This window comes from Lysobacter xanthus (assembly GCF_047159895.1).
Genome location: NZ_BAAGAB020000023.1, coordinates 1 through 18,941, shown reverse-complemented (window position 1 = coordinate 18,941; position 18,941 = coordinate 1). Strand labels below are relative to the sequence as shown.

At 70.8% G+C, this 18,941-nt stretch carries 21 protein-coding genes; 16 read left to right on the top strand and 5 right to left on the bottom strand.

The window, feature by feature from the left end:
- The first annotated feature begins 34 nt into the window (after nt 1–34).
- The 7 genes from ACY35P_RS07860 (at nt 35) to hslU (ending at nt 5,187) form a co-directional block, all read left to right on the top strand.
- Nucleotides 35–415 carry a YbaN family protein gene (locus ACY35P_RS07860; RefSeq protein ID WP_462115282.1) on the top strand — a complete coding sequence of 127 codons (381 nt, stop codon included), beginning with the start codon at nt 35–37 and terminating at the stop codon, nt 413–415.
- A gap of 28 nt (nt 416–443) precedes the next feature.
- Nucleotides 444–686, top strand: a complete 243-nt coding sequence (lptM, locus tag ACY35P_RS07855) for an LPS translocon maturation chaperone LptM (protein WP_462115281.1) — start codon at nt 444–446, stop codon at nt 684–686.
- 6 nt (nt 687–692) lie between these two features.
- The gene (gene dapF, locus ACY35P_RS07850; protein WP_462115280.1) at nt 693–1,517 is read left to right on the top strand and encodes a diaminopimelate epimerase; all 825 of its coding nucleotides are present in this window, start codon (nt 693–695) and stop codon (nt 1,515–1,517) included.
- The gene (locus tag ACY35P_RS07845; RefSeq protein WP_462115279.1) at nt 1,514–2,188 is read left to right on the top strand and encodes a DUF484 family protein; all 675 of its coding nucleotides are present in this window, start codon (nt 1,514–1,516) and stop codon (nt 2,186–2,188) included. Before dapF ends, ACY35P_RS07845 begins: the two co-directional genes overlap by 4 nt.
- Nucleotides 2,178–3,101, top strand: a complete 924-nt coding sequence (xerC, locus tag ACY35P_RS07840) for a tyrosine recombinase XerC (protein ID WP_462115278.1) — start codon at nt 2,178–2,180, stop codon at nt 3,099–3,101. The genes ACY35P_RS07845 and xerC overlap by 11 nt, the downstream gene beginning before the upstream one ends.
- An 84-nt stretch (nt 3,102–3,185) precedes the next feature.
- Nucleotides 3,186–3,740 (top strand): ATP-dependent protease subunit HslV, encoded by a 555-nt coding sequence (hslV, locus tag ACY35P_RS07835; RefSeq protein ID WP_462115277.1) that lies wholly within the window; start codon nt 3,186–3,188, stop codon nt 3,738–3,740.
- A gap of 55 nt (nt 3,741–3,795) precedes the next feature.
- The gene (hslU, locus tag ACY35P_RS07830) at nt 3,796–5,187 is read left to right on the top strand and encodes an ATP-dependent protease ATPase subunit HslU (RefSeq protein WP_462115276.1); all 1,392 of its coding nucleotides are present in this window, start codon (nt 3,796–3,798) and stop codon (nt 5,185–5,187) included.
- A gap of 4 nt (nt 5,188–5,191) precedes the next feature.
- Here hslU and ACY35P_RS07825 read toward each other — a convergent pair whose 3' ends face one another.
- On the bottom strand, nt 5,192–5,680 hold the full coding sequence (locus tag ACY35P_RS07825) for a DUF6328 family protein (protein WP_462115275.1): 489 nt from the start codon (nt 5,678–5,680) through the stop codon (nt 5,192–5,194).
- 93 nt (nt 5,681–5,773) lie between these two features.
- On the opposite strand from ACY35P_RS07825, the gene ACY35P_RS07820 reads away from it, so the two are divergent.
- Nucleotides 5,774–6,247: a DUF2269 family protein gene (locus tag ACY35P_RS07820; protein ID WP_462115274.1), complete on the top strand. Its 474-nt coding sequence runs from the start codon at nt 5,774–5,776 to the stop codon at nt 6,245–6,247.
- A gap of 158 nt (nt 6,248–6,405) precedes the next feature.
- The gene (locus ACY35P_RS07815) at nt 6,406–6,843 is read left to right on the top strand and encodes a type II 3-dehydroquinate dehydratase (protein ID WP_462115273.1); all 438 of its coding nucleotides are present in this window, start codon (nt 6,406–6,408) and stop codon (nt 6,841–6,843) included.
- Nucleotides 6,844–6,849: 6 nt separating this feature from the next.
- On the opposite strand, the gene ACY35P_RS07810 is transcribed toward ACY35P_RS07815, so the two are convergent.
- Together ACY35P_RS07810 and ACY35P_RS07805 are read right to left on the bottom strand one after the other, a co-directional pair.
- Nucleotides 6,850–8,037: a GspE/PulE family protein gene (locus tag ACY35P_RS07810; protein ID WP_462115272.1), complete on the bottom strand. Its 1,188-nt coding sequence runs from the start codon at nt 8,035–8,037 to the stop codon at nt 6,850–6,852.
- A gap of 63 nt (nt 8,038–8,100) precedes the next feature.
- Complete coding sequence (locus ACY35P_RS07805) at nt 8,101–8,538, bottom strand: GspE/PulE/PilB domain-containing protein (RefSeq protein ID WP_462115271.1); 438 nt, start codon at nt 8,536–8,538, stop codon at nt 8,101–8,103.
- A 116-nt stretch (nt 8,539–8,654) separates the two neighbouring features.
- Between ACY35P_RS07805 and ubiE the strand changes: the two genes are divergently transcribed.
- On the top strand, nt 8,655–9,413 hold the full coding sequence (gene ubiE / locus ACY35P_RS07800; protein WP_462115270.1) for a bifunctional demethylmenaquinone methyltransferase/2-methoxy-6-polyprenyl-1,4-benzoquinol methylase UbiE: 759 nt from the start codon (nt 8,655–8,657) through the stop codon (nt 9,411–9,413).
- 7 nt (nt 9,414–9,420) lie between these two features.
- On the opposite strand, the gene ACY35P_RS07795 is transcribed toward ubiE, so the two are convergent.
- Nucleotides 9,421–11,616, bottom strand: a complete 2,196-nt coding sequence (locus ACY35P_RS07795) for a carbohydrate binding family 9 domain-containing protein (RefSeq protein WP_462115269.1) — start codon at nt 11,614–11,616, stop codon at nt 9,421–9,423.
- 222 nt (nt 11,617–11,838) lie between these two features.
- Between ACY35P_RS07795 and ACY35P_RS07790 the strand changes: the two genes are divergently transcribed.
- From ACY35P_RS07790 to ACY35P_RS07775, 4 genes are all read left to right on the top strand, one after another.
- Complete coding sequence (locus ACY35P_RS07790) at nt 11,839–13,788, top strand: M1 family metallopeptidase (RefSeq protein ID WP_462115268.1); 1,950 nt, start codon at nt 11,839–11,841, stop codon at nt 13,786–13,788.
- A gap of 110 nt (nt 13,789–13,898) precedes the next feature.
- Nucleotides 13,899–14,261: a YfeK family protein gene (locus ACY35P_RS07785; protein ID WP_462115267.1), complete on the top strand. Its 363-nt coding sequence runs from the start codon at nt 13,899–13,901 to the stop codon at nt 14,259–14,261.
- 56 nt (nt 14,262–14,317) lie between these two features.
- Nucleotides 14,318–15,025 (top strand): hypothetical protein, encoded by a 708-nt coding sequence (locus ACY35P_RS07780; protein WP_462115266.1) that lies wholly within the window; start codon nt 14,318–14,320, stop codon nt 15,023–15,025.
- A gap of 13 nt (nt 15,026–15,038) precedes the next feature.
- Nucleotides 15,039–15,824 (top strand): EAL domain-containing protein, encoded by a 786-nt coding sequence (locus ACY35P_RS07775; protein ID WP_462115265.1) that lies wholly within the window; start codon nt 15,039–15,041, stop codon nt 15,822–15,824.
- A gap of 57 nt (nt 15,825–15,881) precedes the next feature.
- On the opposite strand, the gene ACY35P_RS07770 is transcribed toward ACY35P_RS07775, so the two are convergent.
- Nucleotides 15,882–16,817 (bottom strand): carbohydrate kinase family protein, encoded by a 936-nt coding sequence (locus tag ACY35P_RS07770; protein WP_462115264.1) that lies wholly within the window; start codon nt 16,815–16,817, stop codon nt 15,882–15,884.
- A gap of 255 nt (nt 16,818–17,072) precedes the next feature.
- Between ACY35P_RS07770 and ACY35P_RS07765 the strand changes: the two genes are divergently transcribed.
- Both ACY35P_RS07765 and mreC read left to right on the top strand, forming a co-directional pair.
- The gene (locus ACY35P_RS07765; protein WP_462115263.1) at nt 17,073–18,119 is read left to right on the top strand and encodes a rod shape-determining protein; all 1,047 of its coding nucleotides are present in this window, start codon (nt 17,073–17,075) and stop codon (nt 18,117–18,119) included.
- Between the two features lie 112 nt (nt 18,120–18,231).
- Nucleotides 18,232–18,941: rod shape-determining protein MreC (gene mreC, locus ACY35P_RS07760; RefSeq protein WP_462115262.1), on the top strand; the 710-nt coding region annotated here is incomplete at its 3' end.

Below are 18,941 nucleotides of genomic sequence, written 5' to 3'. Positions count from 1 at the left end.
CCGGGCTTCCGCGGTGGCTCGCGTTCGGTCGCCGATGACCGCCCCGCGCCCCGTCCGCTTCCGCTGGGCCTGGTGGCTGCTCGCCTACGCGTCGCTCGGCCTTGGCATCGTCGGCATCGTGGTGCCGGGGCTGCCGACCGTGCCGTTCGTGCTGCTGTCGGCCTTCGCCGCCGCACGCGGGTCCGAGCGCCTGCATGCGCGGCTGCTCGCCGACCGCCGCTTCGGCCCGATGATCCGCGACTGGCAGGCACAGGGCGCGGTGAGCCGGCGCGCGAAGGGGCTCGCGACCACGATGATGACGCTCGCCGCGGCCGTGATGTTCCTCACCGCGCCGAAAGTCTGGATGGCGGCCACGGGCACCGCCTGCATGGCGGTCGTCGCCGCGTGGCTGTGGTCACGCCCGGAGCCGCGGTAGCCCGCGGACGACGCGCTACACTCGCCCCATGAAGCCGATCACCGCCTCGCTCCTCGCGCTCTCCCTCCTCGGCCTCGCCGGCTGCGGCAACAAGGGCCCGCTCGTGCTGCCGACCGCGCCGCCCGCCGAACAGCCCGCGCCGGTCGAATCGCCGGCCCCGGCCACGCCGACGCCCGAGACGCTGAACGACCAGACCAACCAGCGGCCCACCGAGGGCGATGCCAGCGAGGGCGGCAACACGACGCCGCCGAGCACGCCGCCCGCGCGGTAAACCGCGATGCGGTTCTCGAAGATGCATGGCGCGGGCAACGACTTCGTCGTGCTCGACCTGCGCGACGAGCGCGACCCGCCGTCGCCGGCGCTGTGCCGCGCGCTCGCCGACCGCCACACCGGCGTCGGCTGCGACCAGATCCTGACCCTGGAGCCCGCCGACGACGCGGGCGTCGTCGCGCGATACGGCATCTTCAATGCCGATGGCAGCCGCGCCGGACAGTGCGGCAACGGCGCGCGCTGCGTCGCCGCCTGGCTGCGTCGCGACGCGGCCGCACGCGGCACGCCGCTGCCCGCCCGGTTCACCCTCGCGAGCCCCGCAGGCCGCCACGACGTCGAGATCGATGACGCCGGCCGCGTGCGCCTCGACATGGGCCGTCCCGACTTCGAGCCCGCCGCGATCCCGCTCGCCGGCCATGCGCGGGCCGACGAATACGCGCTCGCCGGCCTGCGCTTCGGCGCGGTGTCGATGGGCAATCCGCATGCCGTGCTCCGCGTCGACGACGTCGCGCATGCGGCCGTCGATACGGTCGGGCCGGCGCTGCAGCGCGATGCCGCCTTTCCCGATTCCGTGAACGTCGGCTTCGTCGAAGTCGTCGATCGCGGCCACCTGCGCCTGCGCGTGTACGAGCGCGGCGTCGGCGAAACGCTCGCCTGCGGCAGCGGCGCCTGCGCGGCCGCGGCGGTCGCGATGCGGCGCGGCTGGGTCGACCGCAGCGTCGACATCGACCTGCCCGGCGGCCGGCTCCGCATCGACTGGCCCGACGACGACGCCACGATCGCGATGACCGGGCCCGCCGCATTCGTTTTCGAAGGAGACTGGATCGCATGACCGACGCCACCGAATCGCTGGGTGCCCACGAGGTCGCGGCCTGGCTGCGCCGCCACCCCGAATTCCTGCGCCAGTTCCCGGACCTCGCCGGGTCGCTCGTCGTGCCGCGCGAGACCGGCCCCGCGTCCTCGCTGGCGAGCTACCAGCTGGAGCTGCTGCGCGAGAAGAACCGCGAGCTCAATCGCCGCCTGCAGGATCTCTTCGCCAATGCGCAGGAGAACGAGCGCCTGTCGGTGCGCATCCACCAGCTGACGCTGGCGCTGATGCGGCAGTGCACCGCGATGGACACGCTGCGCACCATGGCGGCATCGCTGGCGGAGGATTTCGAAGGCGACCGCGTCCGCATCGTGCTGCTTCGGCCGATCGACGGCCTGGAGCCGGCCGACTGGCTCGACGTGATCGGCCCCGGCGACACGCGCTTCCGCGCCTTCGCCGACTTCCTCGCCGGCGACGATCCGCTCTGCGGGCGCCTGCAGCCGGCCAAGCACGACGCGCTGTACGGCGACGACGCGGCCGACGTGCAGTCCACCGCGCTGTTCGCCGCGCAGGGCCTGGCCATGGTCGCGGTCGGCAGCCGCGAGCCCAACCGCTTCTATCCGGGCATGGGCACGCTGTTCCTGCGGATGATGGGCGAGTCCTTCGGCGCGGCGCTGTCGAGGTATGTCGGCTGACGCGCCCGCGCTGAAGCCCGCGGCGGTCGAGGGGTTCCTCGGCCAGCTCGCGGGCGAGCGGCAGGCGTCGGCGCATACCGTGGACGCCTACCGCCGTGACCTCGCATCGCTCGCGGGCTGGTGCGCGGCGCACGATGCAGACGTCGACACGCTGGCTGGCGACCAGCTTCGTGCCTTCATCGCCGACGAGCATCGTCGCGGCTGCGCGCCCAAGACCCTGCAGCGTCGCCTCTCAGCCTGCCGCAGCTTCTACGCCTGGATGCTGCGCCACGGCCGCATCGCGGCGAGCCCCGCGGCCGGGCTGCGCGCGCCCAAGGCGCCGCGCAAGCTGCCGAAGGTGCTGGACCCGGACGAGGCGAAGACCCTCGTCGAAGCCGATACCGCCGCGCCGCTCGGCCTGCGCGATCGCGCCTTGCTGGAGCTTTTCTATTCGTCCGGCCTGCGGCTTTCCGAGCTCTGCGGCCTGCGCTGGGCGCAGCTCGACCTCGACGACGGGCTCGTGACCGTGCACGGCAAGGGCCGTCGCGAGCGCGTGGTGCCGGTCGGCTCGCATGCGCGCGCCGCGCTGGCCGACTGGCGCGCGTCCACCGGCGCGAAGGCCGACGATCCGGTGTTCCCCGGGCGCGGCGGTGCGCCGATCACGCCGCGCGCGGTGCAGTTGCGCGTGCGCACGCTCGCCGAACGGCAGGGCCTGTTCAAGCAGGTGCATCCGCACATGCTGCGGCATTCGTTCGCGAGCCACGTGCTCGAGTCGTCCGGCGACCTGCGCGGCGTGCAGGAGCTGCTCGGCCACGCCGACCTGTCGACCACGCAGATCTACACCCACCTCGACTACCAGCACCTCGCGAAGGTCTACGACGCCGCCCACCCGCGCGCGCGGCGGCGCCCGGCGAAGGGCGACGACGAGGCTTGAACACGGCCCGGGCGACCCTCAGGTCGTAGGACGCCGGCCCGTCGCCGGCGCACGGACCGATGCCCGGTCCGCTCCGGAGCCCGAATGGACCCCAGCCGCAATCCCCACGTCTTCCATGCGACCACCATCCTGTCGGTGCGCCGCGACGGCCGCGTCGCCGTCGGCGGCGACGGCCAGGTCACCCTCGGCCATACCGTGATGAAGGCGAACGCGCGCAAGGTGCGCCGCCTCGGCCGCGAGGGCCAGGTCCTCGCCGGTTTCGCCGGCGCCGCCGCCGACGCGTTCACGCTGTTCGAGCTGTTCGAATCGAAGCTCGAGAAGCACGGCCAGCTCACCCGCGCCGCGGTCGAGATGGCCAAGGACTGGCGCACCGAACGCCGCCTCGGGAAGCTCGAGGCGCTGCTCTGCGTCGCCGACCGCGAGACCTCGCTGATCGTCTCCGGCACCGGCGACGTGATCGAGCCCGAGGACGGCATCGTCGCGATCGGCTCCGGCGGCGCCTACGCGCTGTCCGCGGCACGCGCACTGATGGCCCACACCACGCTCGACGCCCGCACCGTCGTCACCGAGGCGCTCAACATCGCCGGCGACGTCTGCATCTACACCAACCGCAACCTGGTCGTCGAAGAGCTCGCCTGAGGCGCGTTCGCCACGAACGCGCCGCGCCTTCGACGTCCCCATACGACTCCGGACCATGCCCCTCAAGCCCGATACGACCAGCGCCACCATGACCCCGCGCGAGATCGTGCAGGAGCTCGACCGCCACATCGTCGGCCAGCACGATGCCAAGCGCGCGGTCGCCATCGCCCTGCGCAACCGCTGGCGCCGCATGCAGCTCGAACCCGAGCTGCGCAACGAGGTGATGCCCAAGAACATCCTGATGATCGGCCCGACCGGCGTGGGCAAGACCGAGATCGCGCGGCGCCTGGCCACGCTCGCCAACGCGCCGTTCGTGAAGGTGGAGGCCACGCGCTTCACCGAGGTCGGCTACGTGGGCAAGGACGTCGAGCAGATCGTGCGCGACCTCGCCGACACCGCGGTCAAGATGTACCGCGAGCAGGCCAAGCAGAAGGTGCGCACGCAGGCCGAGGAGCGCGCCGAGGAACGCATCCTCGACGTGCTGCTGCCGCGTCGCGAGCGCGGCCCGGTGTTCGGCTTCGAGGACACCCAGGCCCACGACGACGATGCCGAGGAGGAGAAGAAGTACGAGGCCACCCGCGGCAAGCTGCGCAAGCAGCTGCGCAAGGGCACGCTCGACGATCGCGAGGTGGAGATCGAAAGCGCGGTGAACGTCGGCGTCGACATCATGGCGCCGCCCGGCATGGAGGAGATGGGCCAGCAGCTGCGGCAGATGTTCTCGCAGGTCGCCGGCGCGAAGACGCACCGCCGCACGATGAGCATCGCCGCCGCGCGTTCGCTGCTGATCGAGGAGGAGGCGGGCCGACTCGTCAACGAGGACGACGTGCGCGAGGCGGCGATCGAGGCCTGCGAGCAGCACGGCATCGTCTTCATCGACGAGATCGACAAGGTGGCCAAGCGCGGCGAGAGCGGCGCGACCGGCGGCGACGTCTCGCGCGAAGGCGTGCAGCGCGACCTGCTGCCGCTCGTCGAGGGCTCCACGGTGAGCACGAAGTACGGATCGGTGAAGACCGACCACATCCTGTTCATCGCGTCCGGCGCCTTCCACCTCGCCAAGCCGAGCGACCTGATCCCCGAGCTGCAGGGCCGCTTCCCGATCCGCGTGGAGCTCTCGTCGCTGACGAAGGACGACTTCGTCAAGATCCTCACCGAGCCGCGCGCGTCGCTCACGCACCAGTACGTCGAATTGATGCGCACGGAAGGGCTGGAGCTGCGCTTCGAGGCCGGGGCCGTCGACCGGCTTGCCGAACTCGCCGCGCAGATCAACGAGCGCCAGGAGAACATCGGGGCGCGGCGACTGCACACCGTGCTCGAGCGCCTGCTCGACACGCTGAGCTTCGAGGCGCCCGATCGCGGCGGCCAGGCCGTCGCCATCGATGCGGCGTACGTGGACACGCATCTCGGCGAGCTGGTCAAGGATCCCGACCTCTCGCGCTACATCCTCTGACGCGTCAGCGGCCCGCCGACGGGTCGAGCCGCAGCAGGCGGCTCGCCACCGGCAGCACGAACCACAGCGAGACGAATACCGCGAGCAGGGCGAGCGCCACGCCGATCGCGGCGTCGGGCCCGGCGATCAGCCGGGCCACCAGATAGGCGTCGAGCGACAGGGCGAGCATCAGCACGGGCATGCCGGCCATCAGCAGGCGCGTCGACAGGCGGATGAAGTGCGCGGAGACCCGGTCGGGACCGGTGAGGCGGTGATAGGCCGCCGGCGTCATGATCAACGCGATCGCGACCACCACCAGCGCGATCGAGCCGAGGTGCAGGAGCTTCTCGTGCGCCGACAGCGCCTTGTCGAAGCGCTCGCTGAAGACCGCGACGAGCTGGAAGCCGAACAGCGCCTGCACGCCGGGCAGCACCATGCGGCATTCCTCGATGACGAGGTCGGCGGCCTTCGTGAGGGACAGCGCCTCGGCGCCGTGGAGCGATGCGGTGGTCATGGGCGCCTCCTTGCCGCCAGCTTCGCGTCGCGGGCGTCGCCGTCGCGTGGTCGCCGCATGCCACCATGGGGCCTCGCCCGGGCGGAGACCGCGATGGCCTATCTCTGGATCAAATGGATCCACATCCTGTCGTCGACGCTGCTGTTCGGCACCGGGCTCGGCATCGCGTTCTTCACCTGGATGGCGCATCGCAGCGGCGATGCCGCGCACATCGCGCGCACCGCCCGGGTCACCGTGATCGCCGACAGCGTGTTCACGGCGCCCGCCGTGCTCGTGCAGTTCGCCACCGGCGCGTGGATGGTGCAGGCGCTCGGCGCGCCGTGGAGCACGTTCTGGATCGGCGCGGCGATCGTGCTGTTCTTCTTCGTCGGCGCCTGTTGGCTGCCGGTGGTGTGGCTGCAGGTGCGCGCCCGCGATCTCGCGCGCGAAGCGGCCGCATCGGAGGCCGCATTGCCGGCCCGCTACCACCGCGTCATGCGTGCCTGGTTCGTGCTGGGTATCCCCGCGTTCCTCGGCGTGCTGGCGATATTCGCACTGATGGTGATCAAGCCCGACGCTCCAGGCTGAACTTTTCAGCGGGCGGCTCTCGCGCCAATGAACATGGCAGACGAATGCCGCGATCCGCGTTCGGATTCGATGCCTCGTGCACATCGCGATGCCTAACGTGGTCGCCATGGGGACCGCGGATCGCGACACCGTCGCGAGGGTCCCGACGAGGACATGAGATGGCGATCGTGATGATCCACGGCCCCGACAGCACGGAGGGTCGACGAACCAACGAGACCGTGCGCGCGGAAATGAGCGCACGGGCGCGACACGCGGGACTGGAGCTGAAGCACTACCGCTGCGGCACCGAGGCGCAGCTGCTGGAGCGCCTGGCGCGCATCGACCGCGGGCAGGCCGACATCATCCTGCTCGACCCGGGCGCCTGCGCCCGATCGAGCGCGGGCCTGTGCCACACGCTCAACCACCTCGACGTGCCCTACATCGAAGTGCACGACGACAGCCACGACGTGCCCGACCCGGTCATTCCGGCGGGCACGGGCACGCGCATCGCGGTGGTCAACGGCTACGCGGCGCAGAGCTACACGCTGGCGATGTCGCTCGCGCTGGAAACACTCGGCCGGGCCGATTCCGAGAACGAGTTCAACGTCGGCACCTGAGGCGGCTCAGTCCGCGCGGACGCGCCAGGCCTCGTCGAGCGAGATGAGCCCCCGGCGCGCGAGTTCGACGGCCGCCTGCGTGATCGGCACCATGCCGTCCGCGACCGCGGCACGGTGGATGGCGTCGGCCTGCGCGCCGGGCACGATCAGTGCCCGCACGCGTGGCGTGATCTCCATCAGCTCGTAGACCGCGCGGCGGCGGTGCACGCCGAGTCCCTCGCACCGGCTGCAGCCGCGTCCGCGATGGAACGTTTCCTCGGCGCCCACGCCGAGCGCCTCGCGCACGTGCGGATCGACGTCCTCGACGTCGCGGCAGGCGCTGCAGGTGAGCCGCACCAGCCGCTGCGCGATCACCGCCAGCAGCGAGGCACGCAGCAGGTACGCCTCGACGCCCAGGTCGAGCAGCCGGGTCACGGTCGTGGCCGCGGTATTGGTGTGCAGCGTGCTGAGGACGAGGTGGCCGGTCAGCGCGCTTTCGACGGCGATCTCGGCCGTCTCGTGGTCGCGCACCTCGCCCACCCTGATCACGTCGGGGTCGTGGCGCAGGACGTTGCGCAATGCGCTCGCGAAGGTGAAATCCGCGGCACGGTTCACCTGCATCTGCTGCACGTCCGCGATATGGAATTCGACGGGATCCTCGATGGTGAGGATGTTGATCCGTTGTTCCCGCAACGCGAGCAGCATCGCGTACAGCGTGGTCGACTTGCCGCAGCCGGTGGGCCCGGTGGCGAGGAACATGCCGTGGCTGCGGGTCATGACATCGTCGACGCGCTTGCGGTCCTGCGCGGTGAGGCCGACCTGGTCCAGGCTCCACAGGCTCTCGCGCGCGTCGAGCAAGCGGATCACCACGCTCTCGCCGAAGACCGTGGGCAACACCGACACGCGCAGGTCGACCTCGCGACCGTCGGGCAGCGCGAAGCCGGTGCGGCCGTCCTGCGGCTTGCGATGCTCGGCGAGGTTCATGCCGGCGATCACCTTGACCCGGCTCACGAAGGCCGGCGTCAGCGCGCGCAGCATGCGGCGGACGGGCACCAGTTCGTCGTCGATGCGGAACAGCAGGTCCGCGCCGCGCTCGCCGGGTCGAAGATGGATGTCCGAGGCGCGGCGCTCCACCGCTTCGGCGATCAGGTCGTGCACGAGCTGCACCACCGGCTGCTCGCGCAACAGGCGCACGGCCTCCTGCTCGGAGGCCACCAGCGCATGGCTGCCCGGGTCGAGGCCGAGCTGCAGCGCGACGCGCCGATCCTCGGCCTGGTCCTAGTGCCTCGCGATCGCCTCGCGGATGTCGTGCGCACTGGCGACGACGGGCGTCACCCGGTGCCGGCTGAGGAAGCCCAGCACGTTCTGCGCCTGCGGGGCGGCCGGGTCCTCCATCGCGACCGCGGCCGCGCCATGGCGGATGCAGACCGGGAACGCGCGCAGCGTCCGCGCGAGCTGCGGGTCGAGCAGCGCGAGCGCCTCGGGCTCGGAGGGGAGCGAGTCGAGGCGCACCAGCGGCAGGCCGAGCCGCTGCGCGCGCTCGTACGCGGCGCGGGTCGCGTCGAGCCCGAGGCCTAGCCAGTCGTCCAGCCCGAGCGCAGGATGCACGCCCGCCCCGGCCACGGGACCGGCCTCGGGATGCGCCAGGTGGCGTTCGAGGCCGGCGATCGAATCGATCAGCGCGGGCGGGGCGAGGTCGTGCGGGTCCAGGCTCATCGATGTCCCCCCTCCCCGGGGCGATCGATTCTCCCGCCGCGCAACCGCCCGCCGTTTGATCCGGCTCAGATCGCGGCGCGGCGCGGCCATCGCGCACGGGATGCGATAATCGAGGCATGAGCGAAGACCCGCGCGGCGACACCACCCATTTCGGCTACCGGGACGTTCCGGTCGGCGAGAAGAAGAAGCTCGTCGGCGAGGTGTTCTCGTCGGTGGCGTCGAAGTACGACGTCATGAACGACCTCATGTCGCTCGGCATCCACCGGGTGTGGAAGCGCTACTTCGTGGCGACCGCGCAGGCGCGCCGGGGCGATCGGGTGCTCGACCTCGCGGGCGGCACCGGTGACATCGCGGTGCTGCTCAAAGACCGCGTCGGCGAGACCGGCGAGGTGGTGGTCGGCGACATCAACGGCGACATGCTGCGCGTGGGCCGCGATCGGCTGACCGACCGCGGCCTCGTGCGCGGGCTCGACTGGGTGCAGTGCGATGCGCAGGCGCTGCCGTTCCCCGACGGGGCGTTCGATCTCGTCACGATCGCCTTCGGCCTGCGCAACGTCACCGACAAGGATGCCGCGCTGCGCGAGATGCTGCGGGTGCTGCGCCCGGGCGGACAGGCGCGCGTGCTGGAGTTCTCGCAGGTCACCGCCGGCTGGTTCCGGCCCGTCTACGACTTCCATTCGTTCAACGTGCTGCCGCGGCTGGGCTCGATGATCGCGGGCGACGAGGCGAGCTACCGCTACCTCGCCGAGAGCATCCGCAAGCATCCGCCGCAGCGCGAACTGCAGGCGATGATGGACGCCGCGGGCTTCGCCCGGACGTCCTATCGTAACCTGTCGGCCGGCATCGTGGCGATCCACACCGGCTACAAGGCCTGAGCCGCGACTACGGCTGCCAGCCGTAGGTGAACTTGAAGAACACGCCGCGGTTGCTCGCGAACAGGTCGCGGTGCTCGTCGTCCAGCAAGCCGCCGAGCGTGCCGCCGGCGTACACCGCGGTGCGCGGATTGACCTTGTACGAATAGACGAGCTGCGCGCCGACGTCGCGCGCATGGCGGCTCACCGGGCGCGTGTAGAGCGCGGGATCCTTGGCCACGTTGCTCGCCTGCACGGTGAACCGCAGCCGCTGGCGCGGATCCAGCTGCCAGGCGATGCGCGTGTCGAGCACGGTCGCCTCGAACGCCGTGCCGCCGTCGCGACGCAGGCTCTGCTGGAACAGGTCGAGGTTCAGCGCGACGCCTTCGCCGATCGAGAAATTGCCCCAGACGTCGAAGAATCGCCCGCGGCCGCGGCGCGACGCCGCGATGTCGATCTGCGAGCCCGTGCGGAAGTTGCCGCCGACCTGCACGCCCGAGCGCGGCGTCATGTTGCCGAACAGGTTCACGTAGGACTCGTCGAACAGCCGACCGTCCCAGAAGCGTGCGCGGGTCATGCCCTGCACGCCGAAGTTGCTCTGCCACGGGCCGTTGAAGCTCAGGCGCGATTCGAGCTCCCGTTCGAGCAGCTGGCCGTCGAAGCGGTGCGTGATGTCGTAGTCCGCATACAGCTGCACGCGCGAGATCTTCGTGCCCTTGTCGAAGAACCAGTTGCGGCCGCCGCCGACGAGGCCCTTGTCGTAGCCGACCTGGCCGATGAAGCCGAGGTCCGCGCGGAAGCCGGGGTCGACGTTCTCGAACCACGTCGAGCCGAACCAGTTGCGCGACTCGTAATCGTAGGACGCGCGCCAGGCATTGCCCGCGGGCGTCGGATCGGCAAAGCCGAGCGCGACCGGATATTCGGAATCGCTGCGCAGCACCTGCGCGACGACGGTATGCCGGCCGTGCTGCCAGCGGCCGTCGACGCCCGCGACGTCGTTGCGGTAGTCGTCGCCGTGGCGCGCGGTGGTCACCAGGCCGATGCTGGTGCCCGCGTTGAGGTCGTGGCGGTAGCGTGCGACGAGCACGTCGGCGGGTTGCTCGAGGAATTCGAAGCCCGAGCCCAGCACGCCGGGCACGAGCAGCTGGGTGATCGAGTCGCGGGCGACGAACGCGCCGTAGGCCCCGCTGCCGGTGCGGCCGGTGACGCGCAGGCCGTAGTCCGGGTCCGCGACCTGCCGCGTGTACAGCACCTGGAACGGCGTATTGAAGTAGTCCGCGCCCTCCATGAAGAAGGGGCGCTTCTCGGGGAAATACAGCGCGAAGTTGCTGGTGAGGTCGAGCTGGGCCTGGTCGGACTCGACCTGCGAGAAGTCCGGATTGAGCGTGGCATTGAGCGTGAGGTTGGGCGAGGGTGCCCACGAGACGTCGACGCCGGGCTCGATCTGCGTACCGTCGCCCTGCCAGGCGCCGTCGCGTCGATCACGCGACTGCGCGTTGGTCACCGTCAGCGTCGGCACCACTTCGAGGTTGCGGCCCTGCTGCACGCCCTCCATGCCCTCGACCTTGGCGGCATTGCACAGCAGGCAGTTGCCGCCGCGCGGCACCACGACGTTGGCGAGCTGGTGGCGCACGTTGCGCGGATAGCTGCGGAAGCCGATCACGCCCCAGCGGCGCGCGCCGACGGTGTCGCGGAAGCGCAGCGTCGAGAACGGAATGCGGATCTCGACGTCGTAACCGTCGGCGGTGATCCGGCCCGCGCTCGACCACAGGCCGTCCCACGAGTCGTCCTCGTTGCCGGTCGCCTCCTCGCGGATGAGGTCCATCTGCACGCCGAGCGGATTGACGAAGAACTCGTAGGCCCGTCGATGGTCGTCGAACGTGTCCAGCATCACGCCGACGAAGTCGTCGCGGAAGGCGCCGTCGCGATCGGTGAGGTGCGCGCGGATCTTGGTCGGATCCGGATCGGTGGAATGGAAGGAGAGGTACAGCGCGTCTCGGGTGGTGGCCATGCGCATCGTGGTGCGCACCGGCGACGGCGTGTTGTCGCCCGGGGAGATCTCGTAGGCCAGCTCCACCGGCGTCGCCTGCGACCAGGCGGCATCGTCCAGCCGGCCGTCCACCACGATCGCGCCGTCGAGGTGGGGGATGCGCGTCGCGTCCTGCGCGGCGGCGGGCAGGGCGAAGGCGAGCGTGGCGAGCGCGAGGGCGGTGCGGGTGAGCGTCATCGAATGGGCCGGAGAAAGGTCGTGCGGGAGAGATGCGGCGCGGCGCACCCGGGTTTAGCGGGGCGGGGCATGGCCGATGGCACATGCCGCGTACGGACGGCCGGCATCGCGGGCCGCGAGGATGGCGGAGTCGATGCGGAACGGCCCGTGCCGGAAGTCGGGTGGTCGGTCGCCACACGGGACGCGCAGTACACTCGCCCGGTCTTTTCGAGGGCCCGGACCATGCGAACGCTTCCCCTGCTCACCGTTTCCGTTCTCGCCCTCGCGCTGCTCGCGGCCGTGGGCTGCAAGCGCGATGCCGCGCCGGCCGCCGATGGCGCCACGAAGGCGCCCGCGCCGGCCACCCGCGAGGCGCCGCGCCTCGACGAGCATTCCTATGCCGAGCCCGACAAGGTCCGGACGAAGGATCTCGCGCTCGAGCTGCACGTCGACTTCGACCAGAAGCAGCTGTCCGGCAGCGCGACCTACACGCTCGACTGGCTCGACCCGACGTGGGGCAAGCTCGTCCTCGACACGCGCGACCTCACGATCGAGAAGGTGGTCGGCGAGCGCGCCGACGGCAACTGGCGCGACCTCACCTTCGTGCAGGCGCCGGCCGACAAGATCCTCGGCAGCCGGCTCACCATCGCCGCGCCGGAGCGCAACAAGCGCATCCGCATCACGTACCGCACGGCGCCGACGGCCTCGGGCCTGCAGTGGCTCACGCCCGAGATGACGCAGGGCAAGACCACGCCGTTCATGTTCAGCCAGTCGCAGCAGATCCATGCGCGCTCGTGGGTGCCGCTGCAGGACACGACGATGGTCCGGTTCACGTACACCGCGCATGTCACCGCGCCGAAGGACGTGATGGTGGTGATGAGCGCGAACAACGACCCGAAGGCCGCGCGCGACGGCGACTACAGCTTCGAGATGCCGCAGGCGATCCCGTCCTACCTGCTGGCGATCGCCGCGGGCGACCTCGTCTTCCAGCCGACCGGTCCGCGCTCGGGCGTCTGGGCCGAGCCCGCGATGGCGCCGAAGGCGGCCGCGGAATTTTCGGACACGCCGAAGATGATGGCGACCGCCGAGAAGCTCTACGGCCCGTACCGCTGGGGCCGCTACGACATCCTGGTGCTGCCGCCGTCGTTCCCGTACGGCGGCATGGAGAACCCGCGCATCACGTTCGCGACGCCGACGGCGATCACCGGCGACAAGTCGCTCGTCTCGCTGATCGCGCATGAGCTCGCGCACAGCTGGTCGGGCAACCTCGTGACGTTCGCCCGCGTGCGCGACGCCTGGCTCAACGAGGGCTTCACCACGTACGTCGAGATGCGCATCGTCGAGGACCTCTACGGCCGCGAGCGCGCGGACATGGAGAAGATCGTCGGCCGCAACGAGATCAAGGAGGAGTTCACCGACGCCAACCGCGACCGGCAGCCGCTCGCGATCAAGGCCGGCGTGCTGAAGGACCCCGACGACAACCTGACCGGCACGGTCTACACGAAGGGTGCGTGGTTCGCCGAGTTCCTGGAGACGCGCTTCGGTCGCGAGGTCTTCGACCCGTTCCTGCGCGGCTACTTCGACCACTTCGCGTTCCAGTCGATCACGACCGAACAGTTCGCCGCGTATGCGAAGGCCAACCTGCTCGACAAGTACCCCGGCAAGGTGACGCAGGCCGAGTTCGATGCGTGGTTGAACGAGCCGGGCATCCCGTCGACGGCGCCGCAGGTGACCAGCCCCCGTTTCGACGCGGTCGACGCGATGCGCAAGGCCTACCTCGACGCGGGCACGCTGCCGGACGCGGCGGCGACCGCGAAGTGGACGACGTACGAGTACGTGCACTTCATCGAGGGACTGCCGCCGGTGATGAAGCCCGAGCAGCTGGCCGCGCTCGACGGCGTCTTCCACTTCACCGGCACGGCGAACGGCGAGATCGCGCAGCGCTGGTACCCGCTCGCCGTGCGCAGCGGCTACGCGCAGGCCAATGGCGCGATCGCGGACTTCCTGACCCGCATCGGCCGTCGCAAGCTGATCATGCCGACCTATGCGGAACTGGTGAAGACGCCGCAGGGCCTGCAGCTCGCGGAGCAGGTGTATGCCAAGGCGAAGGCCGGCTACCACCCGATCACGTCGGGCTCGGTGGAGCAGGTGATCGCCGAGGCGAAGGGCACCGCCGCCGCGCCGGCGCGCTGAGCCTCGGCGTTGCCACAGGAGGCCGTCGGCGGCAGCGCCGGCGGCCTTCGCGTATCCGCGATTCAGGCGTCGCCGACTATCGTGCGTCGACCGCCGACCGTGGAGCCGACATGCGCCGATCCGTTCTCGCCCTCGCCGGCCTGCTCGCGTCGCTGGGCGCGGTCGCCGCGCCGCCGTCCACGACGCAGCGCGAAGTCGCCGGCCTCGTCGCCGCGCTCGGGCAGTCGGGCTGTCGCTTCAATCGCAACGGCACGTGGTACGACGCGCCGGCCGCGCGCGAACACCTGCAGCGCAAGTACGACTACCTCGAGCGCCGCGGCGCCGCGACCAGCGCGGAGCGCTTCATCGAACTCGCGGGGTCGAAGAGCAGCATGACCGGCCGCGCCTACCTGGTGCAGTGCCCGGGCGTGCCGGCGGTCGACAGCGCGACGTGGCTGCGCGGCGCACTGCGCAGGCTGCGCACCGGCGGCTGACGGCCGGCCCCACGACGGGCTGCTATCGTCGGGCCACCGCCCGCCGGAGCCCCACGATGCGCGCCATCCGTCTCTCGCCCCTGTTGCTGCTCGGCCTCTCCGCCTGCGGCCCGGGCCCCGATCCGCAGGCCGCCGTGAAGGCGAAGGCGCAGCAGGACGCCGCCGATGCCGCGAAGATGGCGCAGGACGTGGACGCCGCGCTCGCCAGCGAGAACTGGACGCTCGCGCGGGCCCAGTGCGACGTGCTCGCCTTCCGCCATCCGGGCAGTGCCGAAGTCACGCAACGCGCCGACGCCTGCCGGGCCGCCAAGTCGAAGGCCGACGCGCAGGCCGAGGACGCGCGACTGAAGGGCCTGTGGGCGTACCAGACCACGCCGGTCGGCAAGGGTCGCCAGCTCAATGCGTCGATCTATTCCAAGGAGATCATCGACACCGGCGCCGGCCGCACGCGCGCCCGGCTGATCTTCCGCGACCACCCGGCCTGGGGGCGCAGCAGCTACGTCGTGATCGAGAACGGCGATTTCGACTGCTACGGCGGCTGCACGCTGAAGATGACCGTCGACGGCATGCCGCGCAGCATGGCGGGCAGCCGGCCCAAGACCGACGAGGCGATCGCGATGTTCGTCGAGGACGAGCGCGCGCTGTGGCGCACGGTCAAGAAAGCGCGGACGCTGACGATAAAGCTTCCTCTGAAGGGCGCGCCCGCGCGCGAGGCGACGTTCGAGGTCGGCGGCCTCGACGCGACGCGCATGCCCGGCTGGTAACGCGGAGGAGCCGATGTACCTGAGCGAATTCTTCGCCGACGACCCGTCGATGCACGGTTGCCTGCGCTGCCGCGACACCGACGGCGCGCTCGACCTGCGCCTGCAGATGGCCTTCCAGCCCATCGTCGACGTCGCGCGCCGCGAGGTCTACGGCTGGGAAGCCCTCGTGCGCGGACCGGAAGGCGAACCGGCCGGCTGGGTGCTCGACCGCATCACGCCCGAGACGCTGTACCGCTTCGACCAGACCTGCCGCGTGCTCGCGATCGAGACCGCGGCGCGCCTCGGCCTCGGCGACGCGCGGCTGTCGATCAACTTCATTCCGAACGCCGTCTACGAGCCGGCGAGCTGCATCCGGCTGACGCTCGCGGCGGCCGACAAGGTCGGGCTGCCCGCGGAGCGGCTGATGTTCGAGCTGACCGAGAGCGAACGCATCGTCGATCCCAAGCATGCGCTCAGCATCCTCGCCTACTACCAGCGGCGCGGCTTCACCACCGCGATCGACGACTTCGGCGCGGGCTTCGCCGGTCTCGGCCTGCTCGTGCAGTTCCAGCCGCAGGTGCTGAAGATCGACATGGAGCTGCTTCGCGGCGTCGACCACCATCGGCCGCGGCAGGCGGTGGTCGGGAACGTGCTGCGCATGGCCGCCGAACTCGGCTCGCAGGTGATCGCCGAAGGCGTCGAGACGGCCGCGGAATACGCCTGGCTGCGCTCGGCCGGCGTCCGGCTGTTCCAGGGCTACTTCTTCGCGCGGCCGGGCCTCGGCGCCCTGCCGCAGCCCGACTGGTCGCGCGTGGGCTGAGGCGCGGCTTCGAGCGGGCGCAAACCGCCGAGCGCGACCTCGCCCGCGTCGCCGGGCTCAGCCCAGCGCGTAGCCGAACTGGTCGCGGAATTCGGTCGCGAACTCGTCGTAGGTGAAGTGCTGGTTCTGCGTGCCCGGATGGCCGACCTTGAGCGCGCCCATCAGCGAGCCCATGCGGCCGCAGGTCGGCAGGTCGTAGCCGCGCATCAGGCCCAGGATCAGCCCGGCGCGGAAGGCATCGCCGCAACCGGTCGGATCGACGATGTCGCGCTCGCGCGCCGGCGGGATCTCGTGGCATTCGCCGTCGACGTGGATCTGCGAGCCGCGCGGGCCGCGCGTGGTGATGTAGGCGCGCACCTTCGAGGCGATGGTCGCCTCGTCCCAGCCGGTGCGTTCCTGCAGCATGTTCGACTCGTAGTCGTTGACCACGACGTAGTCGGCGAGCTCGATGAAGTTGCGGAACTCGTCGCCGTTGAACAGGGGCATCGCCTGGCCGGGATCGAAGATGAAGGGAATCCCGCAGTCGTGGAATTCCTGCGCGTTCTGGATCATGCCGTCGCGGCCGTCCGGCGCCACGATGCCGAAGGTGATGCCCGCGACGTCGCGCACGTGGTTGTCGTGCGAGCGGCTCATCGCGCCGGGGTGGAAGGCGGTGAGCTGGTTGTTGTCGAGGTCGGTGGTGATGAACGCCTGCGGCGTGAACATGTCGCCGATCTCGCGCACCTGGTCGAGCCGGATGCCGCATTTCTCGAAGTGCGCGCGGTAGGGCGCGAAGTCCTGGCCTACCGTCGCCATCGGCACGGGATCGCCGCCGATCAATTTCAGGTTGTAGGCGATGTTGCCCGCGCAGCCGCCGAACTCGCGGCGCATGCGCGGCACCAGGAACGAGACGTTCAGGATGTGTACCTTGTCCGGCAGGATGTGGTTCTTGAACTGGTCCGGGAACACCATGATGGTGTCGTAGGCCAGCGAGCCGCAGATCAGGGCAGACATTCGGGATCGTTCTCGGGGTAGACCGCGCCGGGCGCGGGGCGGCGGGTAGGGTAGCGGCTGGCCCCGCCGGCGGCCAGCGACGCGCGCCGCGCCCAGCTGAACCGCGCGTGCGGCCGCTGTGTGACCGGCTCGCCGAAGCCGCGTGAAGACCCGGTGATTCCTTGCCCCGGAGGGGGGCGGTTGCTAGGCTGGCGCACCTCGCGCGGTCCTGCCCGCGCCCGCCCTCGCGTCACCCTTTTCAGGGCCATTCCCCCGATGTTGAAGAAGTTTCGCGGCATTTTCTCGAACGACCTGTCCATCGACCTGGGCACGGCCAACACCCTCATCTATGTGCGCGGCCAGGGCATCGTCCTGAACGAGCCGTCGGTCGTGGCCGTGCGCCAGGACCGCATGGTCGGCGGCAGCCGGTCCGTGGCCGCCGTCGGCGCCGAGGCCAAGCAGATGCTCGGCCGCACCCCGGGCCACATCACGACCATCCGCCCGATGAAGGACGGCGTCATCGCCGATTTCACCTACACGGAGGAGATGCTCAAGTACTTCATCCGCAAGGTGCACAAGTCGCGCTTCCTGCGCCCGAGCCCGCGCGTGCTGGTCTGCGTGCCGGCCGGCTCCACCCAGGTCGAGCGCCGCGCCATCAAGGAGTCGGCCGAAGAGGCCGGCGCCCGCGAGGTCTACCTGATCGAGGAGCCGATGGCGGCGGCGATCGGTGCCGGCATGCCGGTGACCGAGGCGCGCGGCTCGATGGTCGTCGATATCGGCGGCGGCACCACGGAAGTCGCGGTCATCGCGCTCAACGGCGTCGTCTACGCGCAGTCCGTGCGCATCGGCGGCGACCGCTTCGACGAGTCGATCATCAACTACGTGCGTCGCCACTACGGCACGCTGATCGGCGAGGCGACCGCCGAGCGCATCAAGATGTCGATCGGCTGCGCCTACCCGCAGCAGGACGTGCGCACGATGGAAGTCTCCGGCCGCAATCTCGCCGAGGGCGTGCCGAAGATGATCACCATCAGCAGCAACGAGGTGCTCGAGGCGCTGCGCGAGCCGCTGGCCGGCATCGTCGCCGCGATCCGCCTCGCGCTCGAGCAGACCCCGCCCGAACTGTGCGCCGACGTCGCCGAGCGCGGCATCGTGCTCACCGGCGGCGGTGCGCTGCTGCGCGATGTCGATCGCCTGATCAGCGAGGAGACGGGCCTGCACGTGCAGGTCGCCGACGATCCGCTGACCTGCGTGGCGCGCGGCGGCGGTCGTGCGCTCGAGCTGGTCGACATGCACGGCAACGAGTTCTTCGCACCGGAATAACCGGTGCGGTCCGGGTGCGGCGATCGCGATCGACGCCCGCACCCGCAGCGCGGACCGGTGATCCGGTCCGCAGGGATCGCGAACTCCTCCTACGATCCGGCGCCCCCTTTCCGTGCCCGCACCCTCCGCTCCTGCCCGACTCGGAGATGCCGCCGGCACGCTGCGCCTGCTCGCCTACCTCGCGGCGGCGGTGACGCTCGCCGTGCTCGACCATCGCGGCGGCTGGCTGCATCGCGTGCGCGAGGAGATCGGCGTGGCCGCCGAGCCGGTGCGCGCGGTCGTCGGCCTGCCCGGGCGCCTTGCGGGCAGCACGGTCGACAACGTCGCCACGGTCGCGCAGCTCGCGCACCGCAACGAACAACTGCGTCGCGAATTGCTGATCGCGCAGGCCCGCATCGCGCGGCTCGGCACGGTCGTCGCCGACAACTCGCGGCTGCGCGCCCTGCTGGATGCGGCGCAGCGCGGCCGGCTCGACGTGCAGCTCGCGCCGATCCTCGACGTCGACCTCGATCCGACGCACCAGCGCCTCGTGCTCGACGCCGGCGTGCGCGACGGCGTCCGCGAGGGCCAGAGCGTGATCGACGGCCACGGCCTGCTCGGGCAGGTCACGCATGCGGGGCCGCTGCATTCGGACGTGCTGCTCATCACCGATCCCGACCACGCGGTGCCGGTTGCAGTCGCACGCAACGGCGTCCGGCTGGTGGCCTACGGCACCGGACGCAGCGACGTGTTGACGCTCGCGAACATCCCGCTGTCGAGCGACATCCGGGTCGGCGATGCGATCGTCACCTCCGGGCTCGGCGGGCGCTTCCCGCCCGGCTT